The organism is Nocardiopsis sp. RV163, assembly GCF_001029525.1.
Lineage (GTDB): Bacteria > Actinomycetota > Actinomycetes > Streptosporangiales > Streptosporangiaceae > Nocardiopsis > Nocardiopsis dassonvillei.
On record NZ_LEKI01000026.1, the window covers coordinates 27,307 to 46,574 of the forward strand.

Genomic DNA, 19,268 nt, shown 5'->3' on the forward strand with positions numbered 1-19,268 from the left:
CGTGACGAGAGGGCGGGGCACCGTTGGCGACGAGGGTTCGGGGACCGTGGGCGGCCGTGCTCGCCGGGTCCGTGCTGCTGGCGACGGCGTGCACGGCGCAGGGCGACCAGCAGAGGGAGGGAAGCGCCGCGCCCGGGCTCTCGGAGGACCTGGCGGCCTTCGCCGACCAGGAGCTGGCCTGGGGTGAGTGCGAGAGCGGGGCCTCCGGCGCCGAGTGCGCCACCTACGAGGTTCCCCTCGACTACGAGGACCCGGACGGCGAGCGCATCGAGATCGCGGTCAAGCGCCTCCCGTCGGAGGGCGGTGACGTCCTCGGCTCCCTGCTCGTCAATCCGGGCGGGCCCGGCGGCTCCGGGTACGACTTCGTGGACCACGCCCCCTACACGGTCAGCGACGCGGTGCGCGAGAGGTTCGACGTGGTCGGGTTCGACCCGCGCGGTGTCGGGCGCAGCTCACCGCTGACCTGCCTGGACGCCGAGGGCATCGACGAGTTCCTCGGCGGGGTGGACAGCGTCGAGGGCGACGGCGACATGTCCGAGGTCTCCGAGGCCGAGCTGGCCGAGATGGAGGAGGACGGGCGCGGTTTCGTCGAGGCCTGCCAGGCCAACCACCCCGAGCTGATGCTGCACGTGGGCACCGCCGACGTCGCCCGCGACATGGACCTGCTGCGCGCCCTGCTCGGCGACGGGAAGCTCACCTACCTGGGCGCCTCCTACGGCACCAGCATCGGCGCCCACTACGCCGAGCAGTTCCCCGACCGCGTCCGCGCCCTGGTGCTCGACGGCGCCGTGGACCCCAGCCAGGGCCAGCTCGACCTCAGCGTGCAGCAGGCGACCGGGTTCGAGACCGCCCTGCGGGCCTTCGTGCAGGACTGCCTGAGCCGGTCGGACTGCCCGCTCGGCGGCCCCGGCGACAGCGTGGACGACGGCCTCGGGGCGCTGACCGCCTTCCTGGCCGACACCGCCGAGAACCCCCTGTCCAACAGCATGGACGACCGCGAGGTCAACCGCGCCCGCGCCGAACTGGGCGTGCTCGCCGCGCTCTACACGGAGGACTGGTGGCCGCGCGTGCGCGAGGCCCTCACCGCCGGAACCGAGGGCGACGGCACCCTCCTGCTCCAGCTCGCCGACGACCTCTACAGCCGCGGTGACACGGACGCCTACGTCAACTCCACCGCCGCGCTCATCGCGGTGAACTGCTCCGACTCGCCCAGCCCGCGGGACGCGCAGGCCTACGCCGAGGCCGCGGCCCGGGCCGGTGAGGAGTCGCCGATCTTCGGCCCCGGCCTGGCGTGGGGCGCCCTGCCCTGCGCGTACTGGCCGCAGGAGGCGGTCGCCCCGCACACCGAACTGGACGGGGAGGGCTCCGACCCCGTCATGGTGCTGGGCACCACCCGGGACTCGGCCACCCCGTACGCGTGGTCCGAGGCGCTCGCGGAGCAGCTCGACTCGGGTTTCCTGGTGACCCGCGACGGCGACGGCCACACCGGCTACCGCATGGGCGACCAGTGCATCGATGAGATGGTGGACGCCTACCTGGTCGACCTCACCGTGCCCGAGGACGGAATGTCCTGCGTGTAGTCCCGGCCCATAGCAATTATCACGCTGTTATGGAATAGGTCCTGCCCGGGGGCGCACTAACGGAGAAGACAGAGGGCTCCGGCTCACGCATGATTGTTCTGGGATTCCTGGCGGATATCGCCATTCCTTGAAATCGCGTGGGTGGGGTATGAAAAACACCAGAATTGCTGTCGTTGGAATCGGCCTCCGTTATCCGGACGCAGACTCCCCTCTGGATCTTTGGGATAACGTTCTCGCTGGCAGGAGGGCTTTTCGTCGACTCCCGAGCGAGCGCATGAACCTGGACGACTACTGGTCCCAGGACCCGTCGGCGGAAGACCGATTCTACTCGGACAAGGCCGCGGTGCTGCGTGGGTTCTCATTCGACCGGGTGCGCTACCGGGTGTCCGGGAGCTCTTTCCGTTCGACGGATATGACGCACTGGCTCGCTCTCGACACGATGTCCCGGGCGTTGGAGGACGCCGGTTTCCCCGAGGGCGAGGGGCTGCCGCGGCGTTCCACGGGAGTGGTCATCGGCAACAGCCTCACGGGCGAATTCTCCCGGGCCAACACGATGCGGCTGCGCTGGCCCTACGTACGCAGGACGGTCGCCTCGGCCCTGCTCGAACATGGTTGGGGGGAGGAGGAGGCCGACGCCTTCCTGGCCGACCTGGAGGGGTCCTACAAGGCGCCCTTCCCGCGCATCGACGAGGACACTCTGGCCGGAGGCCTGTCCAACACCATCGCGGGCCGGGTCTGCAACCACTTCGACCTGGGCGGCGGCGGCTACACGGTCGACGGCGCCTGCTCGTCCTCCCTGCTGTCGGTCGCCACGGCCGCCACCGCCCTGGCGGAGGGGGACCTCGACGCCGCACTCGCCGGCGGTGTCGACCTGTCCATCGACCCCTTCGAGGTGATCGGCTTCGCCAAGACCGGGGCCCTGGCCACCGGTGAGATGAAGGTCTACGACAAGGACTCCAACGGTTTCTGGCCGGGAGAGGGCTCCGGGGCGCTCGTGCTCATGCGGGAGGAGGACGCGATCGCCCAGGGCAAGCGCGTCTACGCCGTGATCACCGGCTGGGCGGTCTCCTCCGACGGCAGCGGCGGGATCACCCGGCCCGAGGAGAGCGGGCACCGGCTCGCGCTGGAGCGGGCCTACGCGCGTGCCGGGTACGGGATCGAGACGGTCGGCTACTTCGAGGGACACGGCACCGGCACCGCGCTGGGCGACGCGACCGAGCTGGCCGCGCTCTCCGGTGCCAGGACCGCCGCCGACCCCTCCGCCCCTCCGGCGGCCCTCGGCTCGGTGAAGGCCAACTTCGGCCACACCAAGGCCGCGGCGGGCGTCGCCGGACTGATCAAGGCGATCCTGACCGTGTACCACCAGGTCATTCCGCCGGGTACCGGTCACCACGACCCGCACCCGCTGCTGGAGGAGGAGTCGGCGGCGCTTTACGTGCCGGACCGCGCGCTGCCGTGGCCCGAGGACCGCCCCGTGCGGGCCGGGGTCTCGGCCATGGGGTTCGGCGGCGTCAACACCCACGTCACCGTGGAGAAGGCGGCCGACCGCGGGGGGTCCGGGATCACGGCCCACACCCGCGAGCTGGTGTCCGGCCGCCAGGACGCCGAACTGCTGGTCGTGGACGGCGGTGACACCGCCGACGTGCGACGGCGGCTGGAGGAGCTCTCGGAGACCCTGCCGCGCCTCTCCTACGCCGAGCTCACCGACCTGGCGCACACGCTCGCCGGGCGGACCGGCGGGGGACCCGCGCGCGCCGCCGTCGTCGCCTCCTCGCCCGAGGCCGCCGCGGACGCGGTACGCGCGCTGATCGCACGGATCGACGCGGGCGAGCGGGAGGTCCTCTCCCCGGCGCGGGGGATCTTCCTCGCGCACCGCTCCGCCCCGCCCCTCATCCGCTACCTCTTCCCCGGGCAGGGCTCGGGCGACGGCGGGCCCGGCGCCCTCCGCCGCAGGTTCGGCCGGGCCGACGAGGTGCTGGCCTCCGCCCGGCTGCGTGAGGACGGGGACCAGGCGGCCACCGAGATCGCCCAGCCGCGCATCGTCGCCGGTTCGCTGGCGGCCCTGGCCGTGCTGGACGATATCGGTGTACGGGCGGACGGGGCCGTCGGCCACAGCCTCGGCGAGCTGACCGCCCTGCACTGGGCGGGCGCGATCGATGCCGCCGGGATCATCGACCTCGCCGCGGCCCGGGGCCGCGCGATGGCCGAGACGGGGGGCGGCGACGGTGCCATGGCCGGACTGGCGGCCTCCCCCGAGCGGGTGGAGGCGCTGGTCGAGGACGAGGCCGAACTGGTCGTCGCCGGATACAACGGGCCTGAGCAGACCGTCGTCTCCGGTTCCGCGGACGCCGTGGACAGGGTATGCCGGAGGGCACGTGCCGAGGGGCTCACCGCCACGCGCGTGAACGTCTCGCACGCCTTCCACTCGCCGCTGGTCGCCCCCGCCACCGAGGAGTTCGGCAGGCGGCTCGACGGGGTCCGGTTCGCGCCGCTGTCGGCCGGCGTGGTCTCCACGGTGACCGGAACCCACCTCGACGCCGACACCGACACGCGTGCGCTCCTGCGCGAGCAGATCGTGCTCCCGGTGCGTTTCCACGAGGCCGTCGTACGTGCGGCGGAGGGCGCGGACCTCCTCGTCGAGGTGGGACCGGGACGCGTGCTCACCGGACTCGCGGCCGCCGCCGTCCCGGACGTACCGGCCGTGGCCGTGGACACGGACTCCACCTCGCTCGTCCCCTTCCTCAGGGCGGTCGCCGCCGCCTACGCCCTCGGCGCGCCCGTGGACGTGCGGGCGCTCTTCACCGGGCGGCTCGTCCGGGAGCTGCCGGACGAGTTCGAGTTCCTGGCGAGCCCCTGTGAGACCGCCCCCAGCGTCGAGGTCGGTCGGACCGACGGCAGGGGGACCGCGCCCGCGCCCGCGCCCGAGGACGGGGAGGGCGGCGGGGAGGAGACCGCCGACACGCTGGAGCTGCTGCGTACGCTCTCCGCCGAACGCGTCGAACTCCCCGTGTCCATGGTGGGACCGGACACGCGGCCCCTGGACGACCTCCACCTGAGCTCCATCACGGTCGGCCAGGTCGTCAACGAGGTCACCCGGCGCCTGGGCCTGCCCCCGATGGGGGCGACCTCGGGGTACGCGACCTCCAGCCTGGAGGAGCTGGCCGAGACCATCGACACGCTGGCGCGGACCGCCGCCGACGGCGGGGAGGCCGCGGGGGAGGCGCCTGGTGCGGCGCCGTGGGTGCGAGCCTTCGAGGTCGTCCACGTCGACGCACCGCCTCCCCGGCCCAGGCCCGCCGAGACCGACGGCCGAGGCCGGGACGGGTGGAGCGTCTACGCCCCGCCCGGGCACCCCCTGGCCGAACCGCTGCGCGAAGCGCTCTCCGACCACGGCGGCGGCGTCCTCCTCTGCCTTCCCGCCGACGGCGGGGCGCACCTCGTGGGAACGTTCCTGGACGCGGCGCGCGCCGCGCTGGCCGCCGGACCCGAGGGCCGGTTCGTCGTGGTCCAGGGCAGGCGCGGCGCCTCGGGGGTCGCCAGGACGCTCCACCAGGAGCTGCCCGGCGTGACCACCACCCTGGTCACCCTGCACGACCCGGAGCCCGACACCGCAGGGGCGCGGGAGGAGGCCGTGCGCCGGGTGGTCGCCGAGGTCGCGGCCACGTCCGGGTTCGCGGAGGCGCGCTACGACGCGGAGGGGCGCCGCACGGTCCCCGTCCTGCGGGCCACGCTCCCCGGACGGCCGGATGACGGCGAGGCTCCCCTCGGACCGGACGACGTGCTGCTGGTAACCGGTGGCGGAAAGGGCATCACCGCCGAGTGCGCACTGTCCCTGGCCACGGAGTACGGCGTCGGGCTCGCCCTCCTCGGCCGCGCGAACGAGGAGGAGGACGCCGAGCTGGCCGCGAACCTGGAGAGGATGGCGGCGGCCGGGGTCCGCCACCGGTACGAGCGGGCCGACGTGACCCGCCCCGAGGAGGTCCTGCGGGCGGTGGGCGCCCTCCGGGAGGGGCTGGGGCCCGTCACCGCGGTGCTGCACGGCGCCGGCCGCAACGAGCCGACCGCCGTGGGAACGCTGACCGAGCCGGCCTTCCGGCGCACGCTCGCGCCCAAGACCGACGGCCTGGAGAACGTCCTCGGCGCGCTCGACCCCGCGCGGCTGCGACTGCTGGTCACCTTCGGCAGCATCATCGGCCGGGCCGGGCTGCGCGGTGAGGCGCACTACTCCACCGCCAACGACTGGCTCACCGAGATGACGGTCGAGTACGGGCGGGAGCACCCGCACACGCGGGTCCTGGCCCTGGAGTGGTCGGTGTGGTCCGGCGCCGGTATGGGTGAGCGGCTCGGCGTGGTGGAGGCGCTGATGCGCGACGGCATCACCCCCGTCTCCGCCGAGGAGGGGATCGACGTCCTCCACCAGGTCCTCCGCGACCCCTCCGCCGGCCCCGTGCTGGTCGTCAGCGGCCGTACCGGCGGCATGCCGACGCTCACCACGGAGGAGCGCGAACTCCCCCTGGGCCGCTTCCTCGACCGGGTCCTCGTGCACTACCCCGGGGTCGAACTGGTCACCGAGACCGTCCTGTCCCCGACCGACGACCCCTACCTGGACGACCACCTGCTGGACGGCGACATGCTCTTCCCCGCGGTGGTCGGCATGGAGGCCATGGCCCAGGTCGCGGCGGCCGTGAGCGGGCACGACGGTCCTCCCGTGCTGGAACGGGGACGCTTCCTGCGCCCGGTGGCCGTCCGCCCCGGGGAGACGACCACCATCCGCGTGGCCGCGCTGGTGCGCGACGACGCGACGGTGGAGGTCGTCGTCCGCAGTGAGGAGACGGGGTACGACGCGGACCACTTCCGCGCCGTCCTGAGCTGGCGGGGCACCGGTCCAGAGGAGGAGCGGCCCGCTGAGGCGGACACGACGACATCGCTGCCCCGGGTACCGATCGACCCCGGCGAGCTGTACGGCAGCGTCCTCTTCCAGGGCAAGCGGTTCCAGCGGTTGCTGTCCTACCGGAGGGTGAGTGCGCGCCACGTGGTCGCTGAGCTGTCCACCGTCGCTCCGGCGGACTGGTTCGGGGCCTTCCAGCCCCAGGAGAGGGTCCTGGCGGATCCGGGGGTGCGCGACGCGGCCATGCACGTCCTCCAGGCCTGTGTCCCGGACGGGACCCTGCTGCCCGAGGGCGTGGAGCGGATAGTCCTGGCCCGGGCCGGGGGCCAGGAGACCGACTGCGTGCTGCTCGACGCGCGCGAGCGCTCACAGGACGGGGACTCCTACGTCTACGACGTCGACGTGCGGGACTCCTCGGGGGCGCTGGTGGAGCGCTGGGAGGGCCTGCGGCTCAGGGCGGTGCGCAGGAGCGGCGGCGCCGGCCCGTGGGTGCCCGCGCTGCTGGGGCCGCACCTGGAGCGCGAGCTGGAGCGGGTGCTGGGCGGCTCCAGGGCCGTGGTCGTCGACCCCGACCCGTCCTCCGGCCCCACCGGGGACACCGGGGAGCGGAGGGCGAGGACCGAGCTCGCGGTCAGCCGGGCCCTGAACCGGCCCGTCCGCGTGCGCCACCGTCCGGACGGGCGCCCGGAGGCCGGGGAGACGCCGGTGTCGGCCTCGCACGGAGCGGGGGTGACGCTGGCGGTCGCGGGCGGGGGACGGATCGCCTGCGACGTGGAGGCCGTGGCCGAGCGCTCCGAGGAGGAGTGGAGCGGTCTGCTCGGACGCGGGCTCGTGTCCGTGCGCGACCTGGTCGCCGAGCAGGCGGGGGAGTCCGCGCACGTCGCGGCGACGCGCCTGTGGAGCGCACTGGAGTGCCTGCGCAAGTCGGGGGGCACCGGCCGCTCCCTGACCCTGGAGGAGGTGGGCCCCCACGGGTGGGTGGTCCTCTCCTCCGGAGACGCCCGTGTCGCCACTTGGACGACCACGTTGAACGCGAACCCCGACCCGGTGGTGTTCGCGGTGCTGTCCGGAGAGGAGAGGTGATGTCCGACTACTACGAACTCCGCCACATCGTCGGTTTCGAGGAGACGAACCTGGTGGGCAACGTCTACTACGTCAACTACCTGCGCTGGCAGGGGCGCTGCCGGGAGATGTTCCTCAAGGAACGGGCACCCGGCGTCCTGGAGGACGTGCGCGGGGACCTGAAGCTGTTCACGCTCAAGGTGGACTGCGAGTTCTTCGCCGAGATCACGGCCTTCGACGAGCTCTCCGTGCGGATGCGCCTGGAGGAGCTGACCCAGACCCAGGTGCAGTTCTCCTTCGACTACGTGCGCCTGGGAGGGGACGCGGAGGCGCTCGTGGCGCGCGGCACGCAGCGCGTCGCCTGCATGCGCGGCCCCAACACGGCCACGGTGCCCGCCCGCGTTCCGGAGGAGCTGCGCGAGGCGCTCGCGGCGTACGCCGTAGACGGAGCCGCCGCGGGCGGTCGCGCCCCGGTACGAGCGGTGGGTGGTTGACATGAAGTCCCTGCGACAGGTGATGTCCACGTTCGCGACCGGGGTCACCGTGATCACGGTCGGCGGCGCCAACCCCCACGGCATGACTGCCAACGCCTTCTGCTCGGTGTCTTTGGACCCGCCCCTGGTGCTGTGCTGCGTCTCGGGAACGGCCCGGCTGCACAAGGCGGTCGCGGCTGAGGGGCACTTCGCGGTGTCGGTCCTGTGCGCGGAACAGGAGGGGGCCGCGCGCTACTTCGCCGACCGCTCACGGCCGTACGGGCACGAGCAGTTCGCGTCGGTGGACTGGCTGCCCGGGCCCCGGACGGGAGCGCCCCTGATCTCCGACGCGCTGGCCTGGCTGGAGTGCGAGGTGGCGGAGGAGCACGTGGCCGGCGACCACTCGATCTTCGTCGGACGGGTACTGGAGGCGGTGTCGGGTACCGAGCGCTCCGCGCTGCTGTTCCACGGGGGCTCCTTCCGCGGGCTCGTCGACGGCTCCGCGACCGCCACCGGTCCGGGTGGGACGGTGAGCGCGGGATGAGCGCCTCCGAGGCGGACCTTCGTCCTGTGGCCGTGCCCCGCACGGCACGGCCACAGGCCCCGCGGGCCCGCACCATGGCGTCGCTGCGACGCGAGCGCGACACCCTGCGCGGCCTGACCGAGGCGGGGGATCCCACCGGGATAGAACGCCAGCACGGACTGGGCAAGCTCACGGCCCGGGAGCGGCTGGCCCTGCTCCTGGACGAGGGCTCCTTCGTGGAGTTCGGCGTGTTCCGCCGCCGCAGGGACGAGGGCCCCGCCACCGAGGGGCGGCGCCCGCACACCGACGGCGTGGTCACCGGCACCGGAACGATCGGTGGTCGGCGCGTGTTCGTCTACGCCCAGGACTTCACCATCCTCGGCGGGTCCCTCGGCGCCGAGCACGCCAGGAAGATCCACCGGGTCATGGACATGGCGCTGGACGGCGGGGCGCCGATCATCGGCCTCAACGACAGCGGCGGGGCCCGTATCCAGGAGGGCGTGGCGGCTCTGGACGGCTACGGGGGGATCTTCCGCCGCCAGGTGGCCGCGTCCGGGGTGATCCCCCAGATCAGCGTGATCCTCGGACCCTGCGCGGGCGGCGCCGCCTACTCACCCGCGCTCGCGGACTTCACCTTCATGGTCCGCGGCGCGGCCAGGATGTACCTGACCGGTCCCGACGTGATCGCCGCGGTGAGCGGCGAACGGGTGGGGCACGAGGAACTCGGGGGCGCCGACGTGCACGGCGGGCGCACCGGTGTGGCCGCCTTCGTCCGCGACGACGAGGAGGAGTGCCTGGAGGACGTGCGCCACCTCGTCTCGCTCCTGCCCGACAACAACCTGTCCTCCCCGCCCGACACACCGCCGACCGGGGCGGACGCCGACCCGCGCCCCCGCCTGGCCGAGATCGTCCCCGTGGAGCCGAACAGGCCCTACGACATGCGCGAGGTCGTCGCCGAACTGGCGGACGACGGCGACTTCCTCGAGGTGCACGAGGGGTGGGCGCCCAACGTCCTGTGCGCCCTGATCCGTGTGGACGGCGCCGTGGTCGGTGTCGTCGGCAACCAGCCGATGGCCCTGGCCGGCGTCCTGGACAGCGACGCGTCACAGAAGGCGGCGCGCTTCGTCCGCTTCTGCGACGCGTTCAACATCCCCATCGTGACCCTGGTGGACGTGCCCGGTTTCCTTCCGGGGACCGGCCAGGAGCACGCGGGTGTGATCCGGCACGGGGCGAAGCTGCTCTACGCCTACTGCGAGGCGACGGTTCCGCGCATCCAGGTGATCCTGCGCAAGGCCTACGGGGGCGCCTACATCGTGATGGACTCCCGCTCCACGGGTACGGACCTGTCGCTGGCCTGGCCCGGCAACGAGATCGCGGTGATGGGAGCGGAGGGCGCGGTGAACGTGGTCCACCGCCGTGAGCTGCGGGCCGCGCCCGACCCGCAGGCGCGGAGGGCGGAGCTCATCGCCGACTACCGCGAGCGTCTGATGCACCCGTACCGGGCTCCGGAGGAGGGGTTCGTCGACGACGTGATCGACCCGGTGGACACGCGCTCGGCGGTGGCGCGCGGGCTCGCGCTCCTAAGGGACAAGAGGAGGGAGCCCCCCCGGCGCAAGCACGGGAACGTACCGCTCTAGACCCCCGGGCCCGGGCACCGGGGGCGCCGGAGCCCCCGGTGCCGCGGCGTCCGCCCCGGCGGCCGACGCCTCCCCGGTGCCGCCGGAGCCCCCCCGGGGAAGGACCGTTCACCCCTCCTGCGCTTCGAGGACTCCGAGGGAGGGCAGACGGTCCGAGGACGCTGCCACGGACAGGCGCGCGGGGTCCGGCGCGTCCCCGCACCCGATCATCAGTGACACGAGCTGGTCCTCGAAGCACCGGTCCGCGTCGTAGGGCGGGACGAGGTAGGAGCCGAGTTCGAGCGTGGCGAGCCCGTGCACCGCGCTCCACAGCCGGTGGGCGACCAGTTCCGGGTCGGCCGGGTCGAAGCGCCCGGCCCCGATGCAGCGGATCACGCACGCGGTCACGTTGCGCAGTGTGTAACGGCCGTGTTGCCGGTCGTCCTCCGAGAGGGTGAAGCCGGCGAGGGAGCAGCCGCCGAACATGACCGCGTACAGGTGCTCGTTGCGCGAGGCGTTGTGGCGGAACGCGCGGCCGAGCAGGGCCAGGTCGCAGACGGGGTCGTCGGTGGCCTCCACCCGGGTGAGGTGCTCCTCCAGCCGGGCGAAGCCCTCGTGGACCATGGCGTGCACCAGACCGCCGATGCCGTCGAAGTGGGTGTACACGGCCATCGTGGAGCTGCCGGCCTCCTGGGCGATCCTGCGCGTGGACAGCGCGGGCGGACCCTCACAGGACAGGATGCGGGCGGCGGCGTCGATGAGGACGGAGCGTAGCCGGGGATCGGACTTGCGTGGGCTCATGCAATCCATGTTGGGCCCTGGTGCCGCTGCGCTCCTATTTTTGGTTGCCTTTTGAAGGGACTCGTGTCGGCCCCCATGTCCCCCTTCGGAGGTTTAATAAAACGAGACTTTCGCCGTCCCGTATTTCCGGAGCGCCCCTAGCTGCGACTGTGACTCAAAGTGATGGCCAAGGTCTTCCTGCGCGGGGGATTCTTATCTTATTTGTGCGAAAGAGCTGTTTTCCCCCTCTTATGAGGGCCGGAATCCGGCTTGGCCGGATGTGGCCAATGTTGCTGAAATGACTGGTGTGCATGTTGTTGTGATGCCGTGGCGTCGGCGGGCGGGGAGGCCATGGTTTCGCTCCGCTGTCAATTAATCACGTATGGTGATGTCCGTTTTGTTCGTTTTCGGAAAGATTTTTTGGTGCGGTTTCGTGGTTGATGTCGCAATCTGGAAGATGATGGAGGTAGGGGTCGGTGTGACGATGGACCGGTGTCTGGAGGAAGGGGTCGACAAGGTTCGGCGTAAGCCGAAGGGGGAGAGGAGGCCTCCCTTCTGTCTGCCTTGAAAGCTTGTTGTAAACAAAGTTCCTTCCTTGTGTGCTGGGGGACTGGTTGAGGGTTGGAAACCCTCTTCGCAGTTTTTTAGGAGGGTTTCCTCAGAATGTCGACTCCCTGTTCCCTCTCTCCGCGTGTGCTGCAGGGCTTTCTTTTGCATGCATAGATCCGCCTATGAATCCCGTGTCCACCGGCTCCCCTTGGTCGAACTCGTGTGAGGAGATGGCAGTGGAGAAATCTGTTCGCCAGGCCGTTACGTTCATCCACAACCGCTACTACGAGCCCATCACCCTGAACGAGATCGCGGCCGCGGTCTTCGTCAGCCCCTACCACTTCTCGCGGGTCTTCTCACGAGCAGTCGGCCTGACCCCTGGCCGCTACCTCACCGCGGTCCGCCTGTTCGCGGCCAAGCGCATGCTCCTGACCACGGACCTGACCGTCTCCGACATCGTGTGCAGCGTCGGTTACAACAGCGTGGGCACCTTCACGAGCAGATTCACGCGCGCGGTGGGCGTATCGCCCACCCAGTACCGCCATCCCGTCGTCTCCCGGCTGCTCGTGGCCGCCTCCCACGGTTTCTCCCGTCTTCCGGACCTCGAGGAGATGGTCGGGGTCGAGCGCGAGAGAACCCCTCTGGGCCCGTACACCCACGCTGTGCGGGGAGTACTCGACATCCCGGAGTCCGTCGGCAGGACGGAGGTCATGGTGGGAGTGTTCGCCGACGCGCTGCCCCAGGGAACGCCCGTGGCCTTCACGGCCCTGCGAGCGCGGGGCCGTACCGAGTTCGAGGTGGTCGGGGTGCCGGGAGGCCACCACAGGGTCATCGCCGTGGCGATGCCCCAGGGCGCCCGCAGCGGCGCCGTTCCGACGCTGACCGCGTCCACGCCCGGGCACATCAAGGTCACCGGAGGGCTGGGCACCTACGTCTGCCTCCCGATGGAACCGGTGAAGGAGACCGACCCGCCCGTGGCCGTGACCCTGGCCGACACGAGCACGATCGTCGGCGCAAAAGGGCTGAGGGTCCAGCGCCTGCGGCAGACGGTGGTGGCCTGACCATGCTGTCCGCGGTACCGCGCGCTGTGGGCCGCGCGCTGCTGACACCCTCCCTGGCCGAGGTCGGGTTCGCCCGACGGGGTTTCCCCGCCTCCCGGCACCTGGAGACGATACCCGAGGCCGTGATCTGCGGTTTCGCATGGGGAATGGAGGCACGCCACCTCTGGGAGGCCGAACACCGCCTGGAGATCGTGGACGCCCCGCTGCGGGGATTCGCATACGAGGGCACGACCATGGCCTTCACCATCAGGGACGTGCTCCCGGGCGGAAGGTCGGACCGCACGCGGGAACTGATGGACGGCCCCGCCAGGCCGCACACCTTCCTCGCCTACATCGGTATCGGGTTCGCCATGGCGCGCCTACCGCGCCCGCTCTGGCGGGGAGTCCTGCCGGAGCTGCGCGACAACCCCTACCACCCGACCATGAGCTGGCTGGCCGTGGACGGCTACGGCTTCGACCTCGCCTACTTCCACACCCGGCGCTGGATCCGGCGTCAGGAGGCCCCCCGCCCCTACCCCTGGCTGGGCGATTCCGCGTACTTCCCCCGAGCCTTCGACCAGGGCGTGGGAAGGGCGCTGTGGTTCGTCCACGGCGGACGCCGCCGGGCCGTGTCCGACGCGGTGCTGGCCTTCCCCTCGGAGCGCCGGGCCGACCTCTGGAGCGGGGTGGGACTCGCCGCGGCCTTCGCAGGCGGCGCGTCGGCGCCGGAACTGGGAGAGCTCGTCCGGGCGGCCGGAGCCGACGGGTCCCACGTCCGTCAGGGAGCCGTCTTCGCGGCCCGGGCACGGGTGTTCTCCGGCACCGTCCCCGAGCACACGGAGGAGGCCACCCGGGCGCTCACCGGGATGGGGGCCGTCCAGGCCTCGCGGCTGGCGGACGACAACGAGGTCGAAGCGGGCACGTACGGCGGTCGACCGGCCTACGAAATCTGGCGGGAGGGGATACGAGCCCACTTCTCCTGAAAATCGGTACTAACAGGCAATTTCGGAGTAGACCACGACATAAGACCCTAGAAGCATGTAAAGCAGAAAAATGGCGCATCCACCGCGAGGGGCGGGAGGACGAATTGGCCGGCATGATGGGCAGTATCCGGCGCCGGATCATCACTCCGGACGTATCCGAGACGAAAATCGAGACGCGCGGTTTCCATGACAAGGGGCCCATGGGACGAAGGGTCCTGGAGACCGTGGGGGAGTCCTTTCTCACCGGTCTCGGACACGCCGCGGAGACGGCCTCCCCGCGCCTGACCGGCGAACTGCTCGAGGAGCTGCCGACGCGCTACCAGGGCTTCGCCTACGAGGGAGCGGCCATGGGCTTCTCCCTCCTGGACGGGCTGCTCCCCGGAGGAGGAAGGACCCGCCGCTTCCTGGAGGGGCCCGGAGCCGACCACGTCTACATGGCCTACATCGGGATCGGGTGGGCCATGGCCCGGCTGCCCCGGCCCCTGTGGCCGACCACCCGGAACCTGGACCCCGTACTGCGGTGGCTCGTCCACGACGGTTACGGGTTCCACCAGGCGTACTTCCACACGGACCGCTACGTCCGCCAGGGACTGCGGGACGATCGCGCGGCCCGCAGGACGGGGGACGGTCCCTACGCCCTCCGGGCCGCGGACCAGGGGGTGGGCCGCGCACTGTGGTTCGTCGGGGGCACCGACCCGGTACGGGTCGCCGACCTGGTCCTGACGTTCGACGAGGAACGTCACGCCGACCTGTGGAGCGGTGTCGGCCTGGCCGCCACCTACGCGGGCGGCGCCGACGAGGAGGAGCTGCGCGTCCTGCTCGACCGCGCCGGCGGCCACCGCTGGGAGGTGGCGCAGGGCAGCGCTTTCGCAGCCGAGGCACGCGTGCGCGCGGGCCTCCTCGTCCCCCACACGGAGGCGGCCTCGCAGGTGCTCTGCGGAACGGACGCCCGGCAGGCGGCGCTGCTGTCCCGGAACCTGCGACCGGACCGGCACGCGGGGGAGGGCCCCGAGCGCCCGGCCTACGAGGTCTGGCGGACCGCCCTGGCTGAGGAGTTCTCGCGGAGGGAGGGCGCGCGGCCGTGACTCTCAAGGGCGCGCGCCGCCTCCCCCCTCGCACCCCGCCGTCGGCCGTCCCCGGAATGCTCAGGAACCTCGTCGCCGACCGCGTCGCACTGATGGCGTCGGCCGCGGACCGGCCCGGCGACGCGGTCCGCATGGTCGTCGGACCCAAGACCCTTCACTTCTTCAACCACCCCGAGCACGCCAAGCACGTGCTGGCGGAGAACGCCGGCAACTACCACAAGGGCATCGGCCAGGTCCACGCCAAGCGGGCGCTCGGCGACGGACTGCTCACCAGTGAGGGCGACCTGTGGCGCGCCCAGCGCCGGACGATCCGTCCAGTGTTCCAGCACCAGCGGATCGCCGCGCAGGCCGATGCGGTGGCCGCGGAGGCCGCCGCCCTCGTGGAGCGCCTGCGGTCCCGCGCGGGACGCGGCCCCGTGGACATGGTCGCCGAGGCCACCGGGCTGACCCTGGGCGTCCTCGGCAGGACGCTGCTGGACACCGACCTCCGCGCCCACGACACCATCGGCGGCGCGTTCGAGGCCGTCCAGGACCAGGCCATGTTCGACATGGTCACGATGAACGCCCTGCCGGTGTGGCTGCCCTTCCGTACCCAGACGAGGTTCCGGCGCGCGCGGGTGGAGCTCCAGCGGATCGTGGGGCACCTCGTCCGCGAGGGCGCCTCCTCCGGCGGTGACGACGCCCTCTCCCGCGTGCTGGCCGCCGCCTCCTCGGAACGCGACCCCCGGGCGCGGGGGCGCCGGGTGCGCGACGAGCTGGTCACGCTGCTGCTGGCCGGGCACGAGACCACCGCCAGCACCCTGAGCTGGGCGCTCTACCTGGTGGACCGTAATCCCGGCACCGCGGAACGGCTCAGGGAGGAGGCCGTGCGCGTCCTGGGGGACCGGCCCCCCTCCTACGAGGACCTGCACGAGCTGACCTTCACCACGATGGTCGTCCAAGAGGCCATGCGGCTGTACCCGCCGGTGTGGATCCTGCCGCGACGGGCCCTGGCCGACGACGAGGTGGGCGGCTACCACGTACCCGCCGGAGCGGACGTGCTCATCTGCCCCTACACCCTGCACCGGCACCCCGGCTCATGGGAGGACCCCGAGCGCTTCGACCCCGAGCGCTTCGGCCCCGACCGCCGGAACGAGCGGCACCGTTACGCCTACATCCCCTTCGGGGCCGGACCCCGGGTCTGCGTGGGCAGCAACCTGGGCATGCTGGAGGCGGTCTTCGTCCTCGCGAGCATCTCCCGCGAGCTGCGGCTCACCCTGCCCCCGGGCCACCGCGCCGTCCCCGAGGCCATGCTCTCGCTGCGCGTGCGCGGCGGACTCCCCATGAGCGTCGCCCCCGTCTGAGCGGGCGCGCCGCACCCCACCACCCCATCCACACGTCAGGAGACGACCATGCCCAGGGGCACCCCCGACGCGGGCAGCGTCGAGACGCGGACGCTGGAGGCGTTCGCCGACACCATCCTCCCGGGAAGCAAGCGCGCACCGGACGACACGGCCGTCGCGGGCCGATCACACGACGCCGGGGCGGTCGAGGCGGGGGCGCTGAAGCTCCTGCGGGACCCGGCCACCGGCCTTGCCTCCGGCCTGGGCGAGTTCGCCCAGTTGCTCAACGCGCACGCCGAGCAGCACGCCGAGCGGACGGGCACCGCCCCGGAGGGCGACGGGCCGCCCTTCGCCCAGCTCCCGTTCGAGGAGCGGACCGCCCTGGTGCGCGCCCTCACCGCGCCCGGGCACCCGGAGAAGGAGTTCTGGGTGATGCTCGCCCTCTTCTGCAACATGGCCTACGACAGCGCGGCCCACACCAGCACCCCGGAGGCCATCGCCTCCGGGCACCCGGGTCTGCGTGCCATGGGCTTCGCAGCCCCCGACCCCGACGGCCTCCTGCGCTTTCGCGAGTACTCCTACGGCCGGCCCACGGCCCGACTCCACCCGAACACGACCTCCTCGGGGAGCCCCGCATGACCACATCGGAGAAGACCGACGTCCTCGTCGTCGGCAGCGGCTTCGGCGGCGCCATCACCGCCTACCACCTCGCCGCGGGCGGGGCCCGCGTCACCGTCCTGGAACGGGGGCCCTGGCTGGAGACCGAGGAGCTCCAGCACGACTTCCTGCTCGGCTCCTCCTACACGCGGGCCTTCGACTTCACCGTGGGCGACGGTATGAGCGTGCTCGGAGGCAACTGCGTGGGAGGCGGGAGCATGGTGTACTTCGCCGCCCTGCCCCGCGCCCCGCGCTTCGTCTTCGAGCGCAAGGGCTCGATCGGGCGGCGGATGTGGCCGTCCGCCATCACACGGGACAGCCTCGACCCCTGGTACGACCGCGTCGCCGAGGCGATGGGGGTGCGCACCCAGGACTGGTCCGACGTCAGCTACGCGGGCGGCCTGTGGGGCGCGGCCTGCCACCACTCCGGCCGGACCGCCAACCCCGTACCGGTCGCCATCGACAAGGACGCCTGCGTCAACTGCAACTGGATGATGGCGGGCTGCCGGTTCGAGGCCAAGAAGTCGCTGGTGCTCAACTACCTGCCCGCCGCGGTCGCCCACGGGGCGCGGATCCGCCCGCTGCACGAGGTGCAGCGTCTGGAACGCATGGACGACGGCGGCTACAGGGTGCACTACAACGTCATCGACGGCGAGGACTACCGGATCACCGAGGGCTCCGGCTCCATCGAGGCGCGGATCGTCGTCCTCGCCGCCGGGGCGGGAGCCACCCCGGTCATCCTCCAGCGCTCCGAGTCCGACCTGGGCGCCATGCCGCACGCGGTCGGCCGCTACTTCTCCGGGAACGGGGAACGCCTCAACACCGCCGTCGTCGACGAGGACCGGGTACGCGACGTCCTAGGCCTCTCCCGAGGCGACGGCCGCGCCTACGAGGCCTTCCAGATCGGCAAGGGGCCGTGCGTGGCCAACTGGGACCGCCTGGACGCGTCACTGCCCGAGTACTCGCGCTACTCGCTCGAACAGCTCTACTTCCCCCCGGCCCTCGGCACGATCCTCGCCCAGGTCCCCGGCGCCGAAGCCCCCTCGTGGTTCGGCGCGGACAAGAAGGAGATGCTGCGCCGCTGGAAGTCGTGGCTGATCGTCTTCACGATGAGCGAGGACGACAACGAGGGGGTCTTCGGTCCGCCCCCGCCCTCAGGCAACGCCGTGCGCCTGTCACAGCAGATGCTCGGCCGGGGCCCGCTCACCTACCGCCCCACCATGAACACCCTGAAGGGCTGGTCCCAGTCCGACGCCGAGGTCAGGGAGATCCTGGAGAAGGACGGGATCGCACGGGTGGCCCCCTGGACCAACGACCTGGTCGGCGCCTACACCGTCCATCCCCTGGCCTCCTGCCGTATCGGCGACGACCCGCACACCTCGGCGCTCGACGACCGCCACGAGCTGCGCGGGCACCCGGGCATCTTCGTGACCGACGGGTCGTCGGTCCCCGGCGCCCTCACCGTCAACCCCGCGATGACCATCGCGGCCCTGGCCGAGCGCTCCGTGCCCGGCATCGTCGAGGCCGCCCGGGCGCGCGGCGTCGACGTCACCTACGGCGCCCCCGCGCCCGACGGCGCCACGTCGGGTCGCGCGGGCGTCTCCGCTCTGGCCGGCGGGCGGTCCGCCTGACCCCCCGAGGGTCCCGGAGAGGAGAGGAGGCACCGTGCTCAGGACGGTCCTGAGGGCGGCCGTGCGCCGTTCACTGAACGACGTCCGCCACATCCGGCCGGTCCGGCCGGGACGGGCGCGCGGCGGTGTCGCCCTGCTGTACGAGCGGGTGGAGCGCGACTTCGGGGTCCTGGCCCCGCCGGTCGCCATGCTCTCCCCGGCCCCCGAGTGCGCCGCCGCCACCTGGACGGCGCTGCGGGAGTCGCTCCTCGTCCCGGGGCGTACCGGGAGGACCGACCGCGAGGCGGTCGCCACCTCCGTGTCCCGGGACAACGCCTGTCCCTACTGCGTGGAGGTGCACGGGGCCACCCTCGGCTCCCTCGGCGGTGGGGACGGCGGTGGCGGACTCCGCCTCCTGGAGGCCGCCGCGGACGACCCCGTGCGACACGCCGAGCTGGGCGCCGTCGCACTGACCTTCCAGCACATCAACCGCGTGGTCAACGTCTTCCTGCCCGAGTCCCCGCTGCCCGCCTCCGCGCCCCGCGCCGCGCGGCCGTCACTGATCCGCGCCACGGGCGGAGCCATCGCCCACCGGCCGGGGCCCCCGATCACCCCCGACACGGCCCTCGACCTGCTGCCTCCGCGGTCCCGGCACGCGCCGGCCCCCGACGACCTGGACTGGGCCGCGGGGGCCCCGCACGTCCTGCGCGCGCTGTCCGCGGCGGCGGACACCATCGACGGGGCCGGTGAGCGCGCACTTCCCGCCTCCGTCCGCGAACTGCTGCTCCGCAACCTCGACGAGCACGGCACCGGCCCCGCCGGGATCGACCGGTCCTGGGTGCAGGAGGCGGTTCGCGACCTGGTCCCGCGGGACCGCCCGCTGGGACGCCTGGTGCTGCTCACCGCGCGCGCCTCCTTCCAGGTGGGCGACGACGCCGTCGCGTCCTGCAGGGAGGCCGGCGCCGACGACGCCACCCTGGTCCGCGCCGTCGCCTGGGCCGCGTTGACGGCGCCGTCGAAGTCCTTGCCCGCCTCGGCGGTCATGGCCCTGAACGCCTCCGCGTCCGAGGCGGCGGTTCCCGCCAGACGGAAGACGAAGG

Annotated in this window: 13 protein-coding genes; 12 read left to right on the forward strand and 1 reads right to left on the reverse strand. The window is 72.4% G+C overall.

Going from position 1 to position 19,268, the window contains the following annotated elements; all coding sequences use genetic code 11:
* Positions 1–56: 56 nt before the first annotated feature.
* From ABD54_RS07530 to ABD54_RS07550, 5 genes are all read left to right on the forward strand, one after another.
* Positions 57–1,580: an alpha/beta hydrolase gene (locus tag ABD54_RS07530; RefSeq protein WP_047868696.1), complete on the forward strand. Its 1,524-nt coding sequence runs from the start codon at positions 57–59 to the stop codon at positions 1,578–1,580.
* Between the two features lie 148 nt (positions 1,581–1,728).
* The gene (locus ABD54_RS07535) at positions 1,729–7,551 is read left to right on the forward strand and encodes a type I polyketide synthase (RefSeq protein WP_047868697.1); all 5,823 of its coding nucleotides are present in this window, start codon (positions 1,729–1,731) and stop codon (positions 7,549–7,551) included.
* Positions 7,551–8,024, forward strand: a complete 474-nt coding sequence (locus ABD54_RS07540) for a thioesterase family protein (protein ID WP_047868698.1) — start codon at positions 7,551–7,553, stop codon at positions 8,022–8,024. Before ABD54_RS07535 ends, ABD54_RS07540 begins: the two co-directional genes overlap by 1 nt.
* 1 nt (position 8,025) lies before the next feature.
* Positions 8,026–8,547 (forward strand): flavin reductase family protein, encoded by a 522-nt coding sequence (locus ABD54_RS07545; protein ID WP_047868699.1) that lies wholly within the window; start codon positions 8,026–8,028, stop codon positions 8,545–8,547.
* Complete coding sequence (locus ABD54_RS07550; RefSeq protein WP_047868700.1) at positions 8,544–10,163, forward strand: acyl-CoA carboxylase subunit beta; 1,620 nt, start codon at positions 8,544–8,546, stop codon at positions 10,161–10,163. The genes ABD54_RS07545 and ABD54_RS07550 overlap by 4 nt, the downstream gene beginning before the upstream one ends.
* A 108-nt stretch (positions 10,164–10,271) precedes the next feature.
* Here the strand turns inward: ABD54_RS07550 and ABD54_RS07555 are convergent, their stop codons facing one another.
* Positions 10,272–10,943, reverse strand: a complete 672-nt coding sequence (locus tag ABD54_RS07555; RefSeq protein WP_047868701.1) for a TetR/AcrR family transcriptional regulator — start codon at positions 10,941–10,943, stop codon at positions 10,272–10,274.
* Positions 10,944–11,707: 764 nt separating this feature from the next.
* Between ABD54_RS07555 and ABD54_RS07565 the strand changes: the two genes are divergently transcribed.
* From ABD54_RS07565 to ABD54_RS27800, 7 genes are all read left to right on the forward strand, one after another.
* Positions 11,708–12,532, forward strand: coding sequence for an AraC family transcriptional regulator (locus ABD54_RS07565; RefSeq protein WP_235432005.1), 825 nt, complete (start codon positions 11,708–11,710; stop codon positions 12,530–12,532).
* Positions 12,533–12,534: 2 nt separating this feature from the next.
* The gene (locus ABD54_RS07570) at positions 12,535–13,494 is read left to right on the forward strand and encodes a DUF1702 family protein (protein WP_047868704.1); all 960 of its coding nucleotides are present in this window, start codon (positions 12,535–12,537) and stop codon (positions 13,492–13,494) included.
* Between the two features lie 116 nt (positions 13,495–13,610).
* A complete protein-coding gene (locus ABD54_RS07575) occupies positions 13,611–14,579 on the forward strand; it encodes a DUF1702 family protein (RefSeq protein ID WP_082166730.1) in 969 nt (322 codons plus the stop codon).
* Positions 14,580–14,635: 56 nt separating this feature from the next.
* Positions 14,636–15,922: a cytochrome P450 gene (locus tag ABD54_RS07580; protein WP_082166729.1), complete on the forward strand. Its 1,287-nt coding sequence runs from the start codon at positions 14,636–14,638 to the stop codon at positions 15,920–15,922.
* Positions 15,923–15,970: 48 nt separating this feature from the next.
* Entirely contained in the window at positions 15,971–16,540 is a 570-nt protein-coding gene (locus tag ABD54_RS07585) for a DUF5987 family protein (protein ID WP_047868706.1), read from the forward strand.
* The gene (locus ABD54_RS07590; RefSeq protein ID WP_047868707.1) at positions 16,537–18,189 is read left to right on the forward strand and encodes an FAD-dependent oxidoreductase; all 1,653 of its coding nucleotides are present in this window, start codon (positions 16,537–16,539) and stop codon (positions 18,187–18,189) included. The genes ABD54_RS07585 and ABD54_RS07590 overlap by 4 nt, the downstream gene beginning before the upstream one ends.
* 34 nt (positions 18,190–18,223) lie before the next feature.
* On the forward strand, positions 18,224–19,268 hold a 1,045-nt coding region (locus ABD54_RS27800; RefSeq protein WP_053063553.1), incomplete at its 3' end, for a carboxymuconolactone decarboxylase family protein.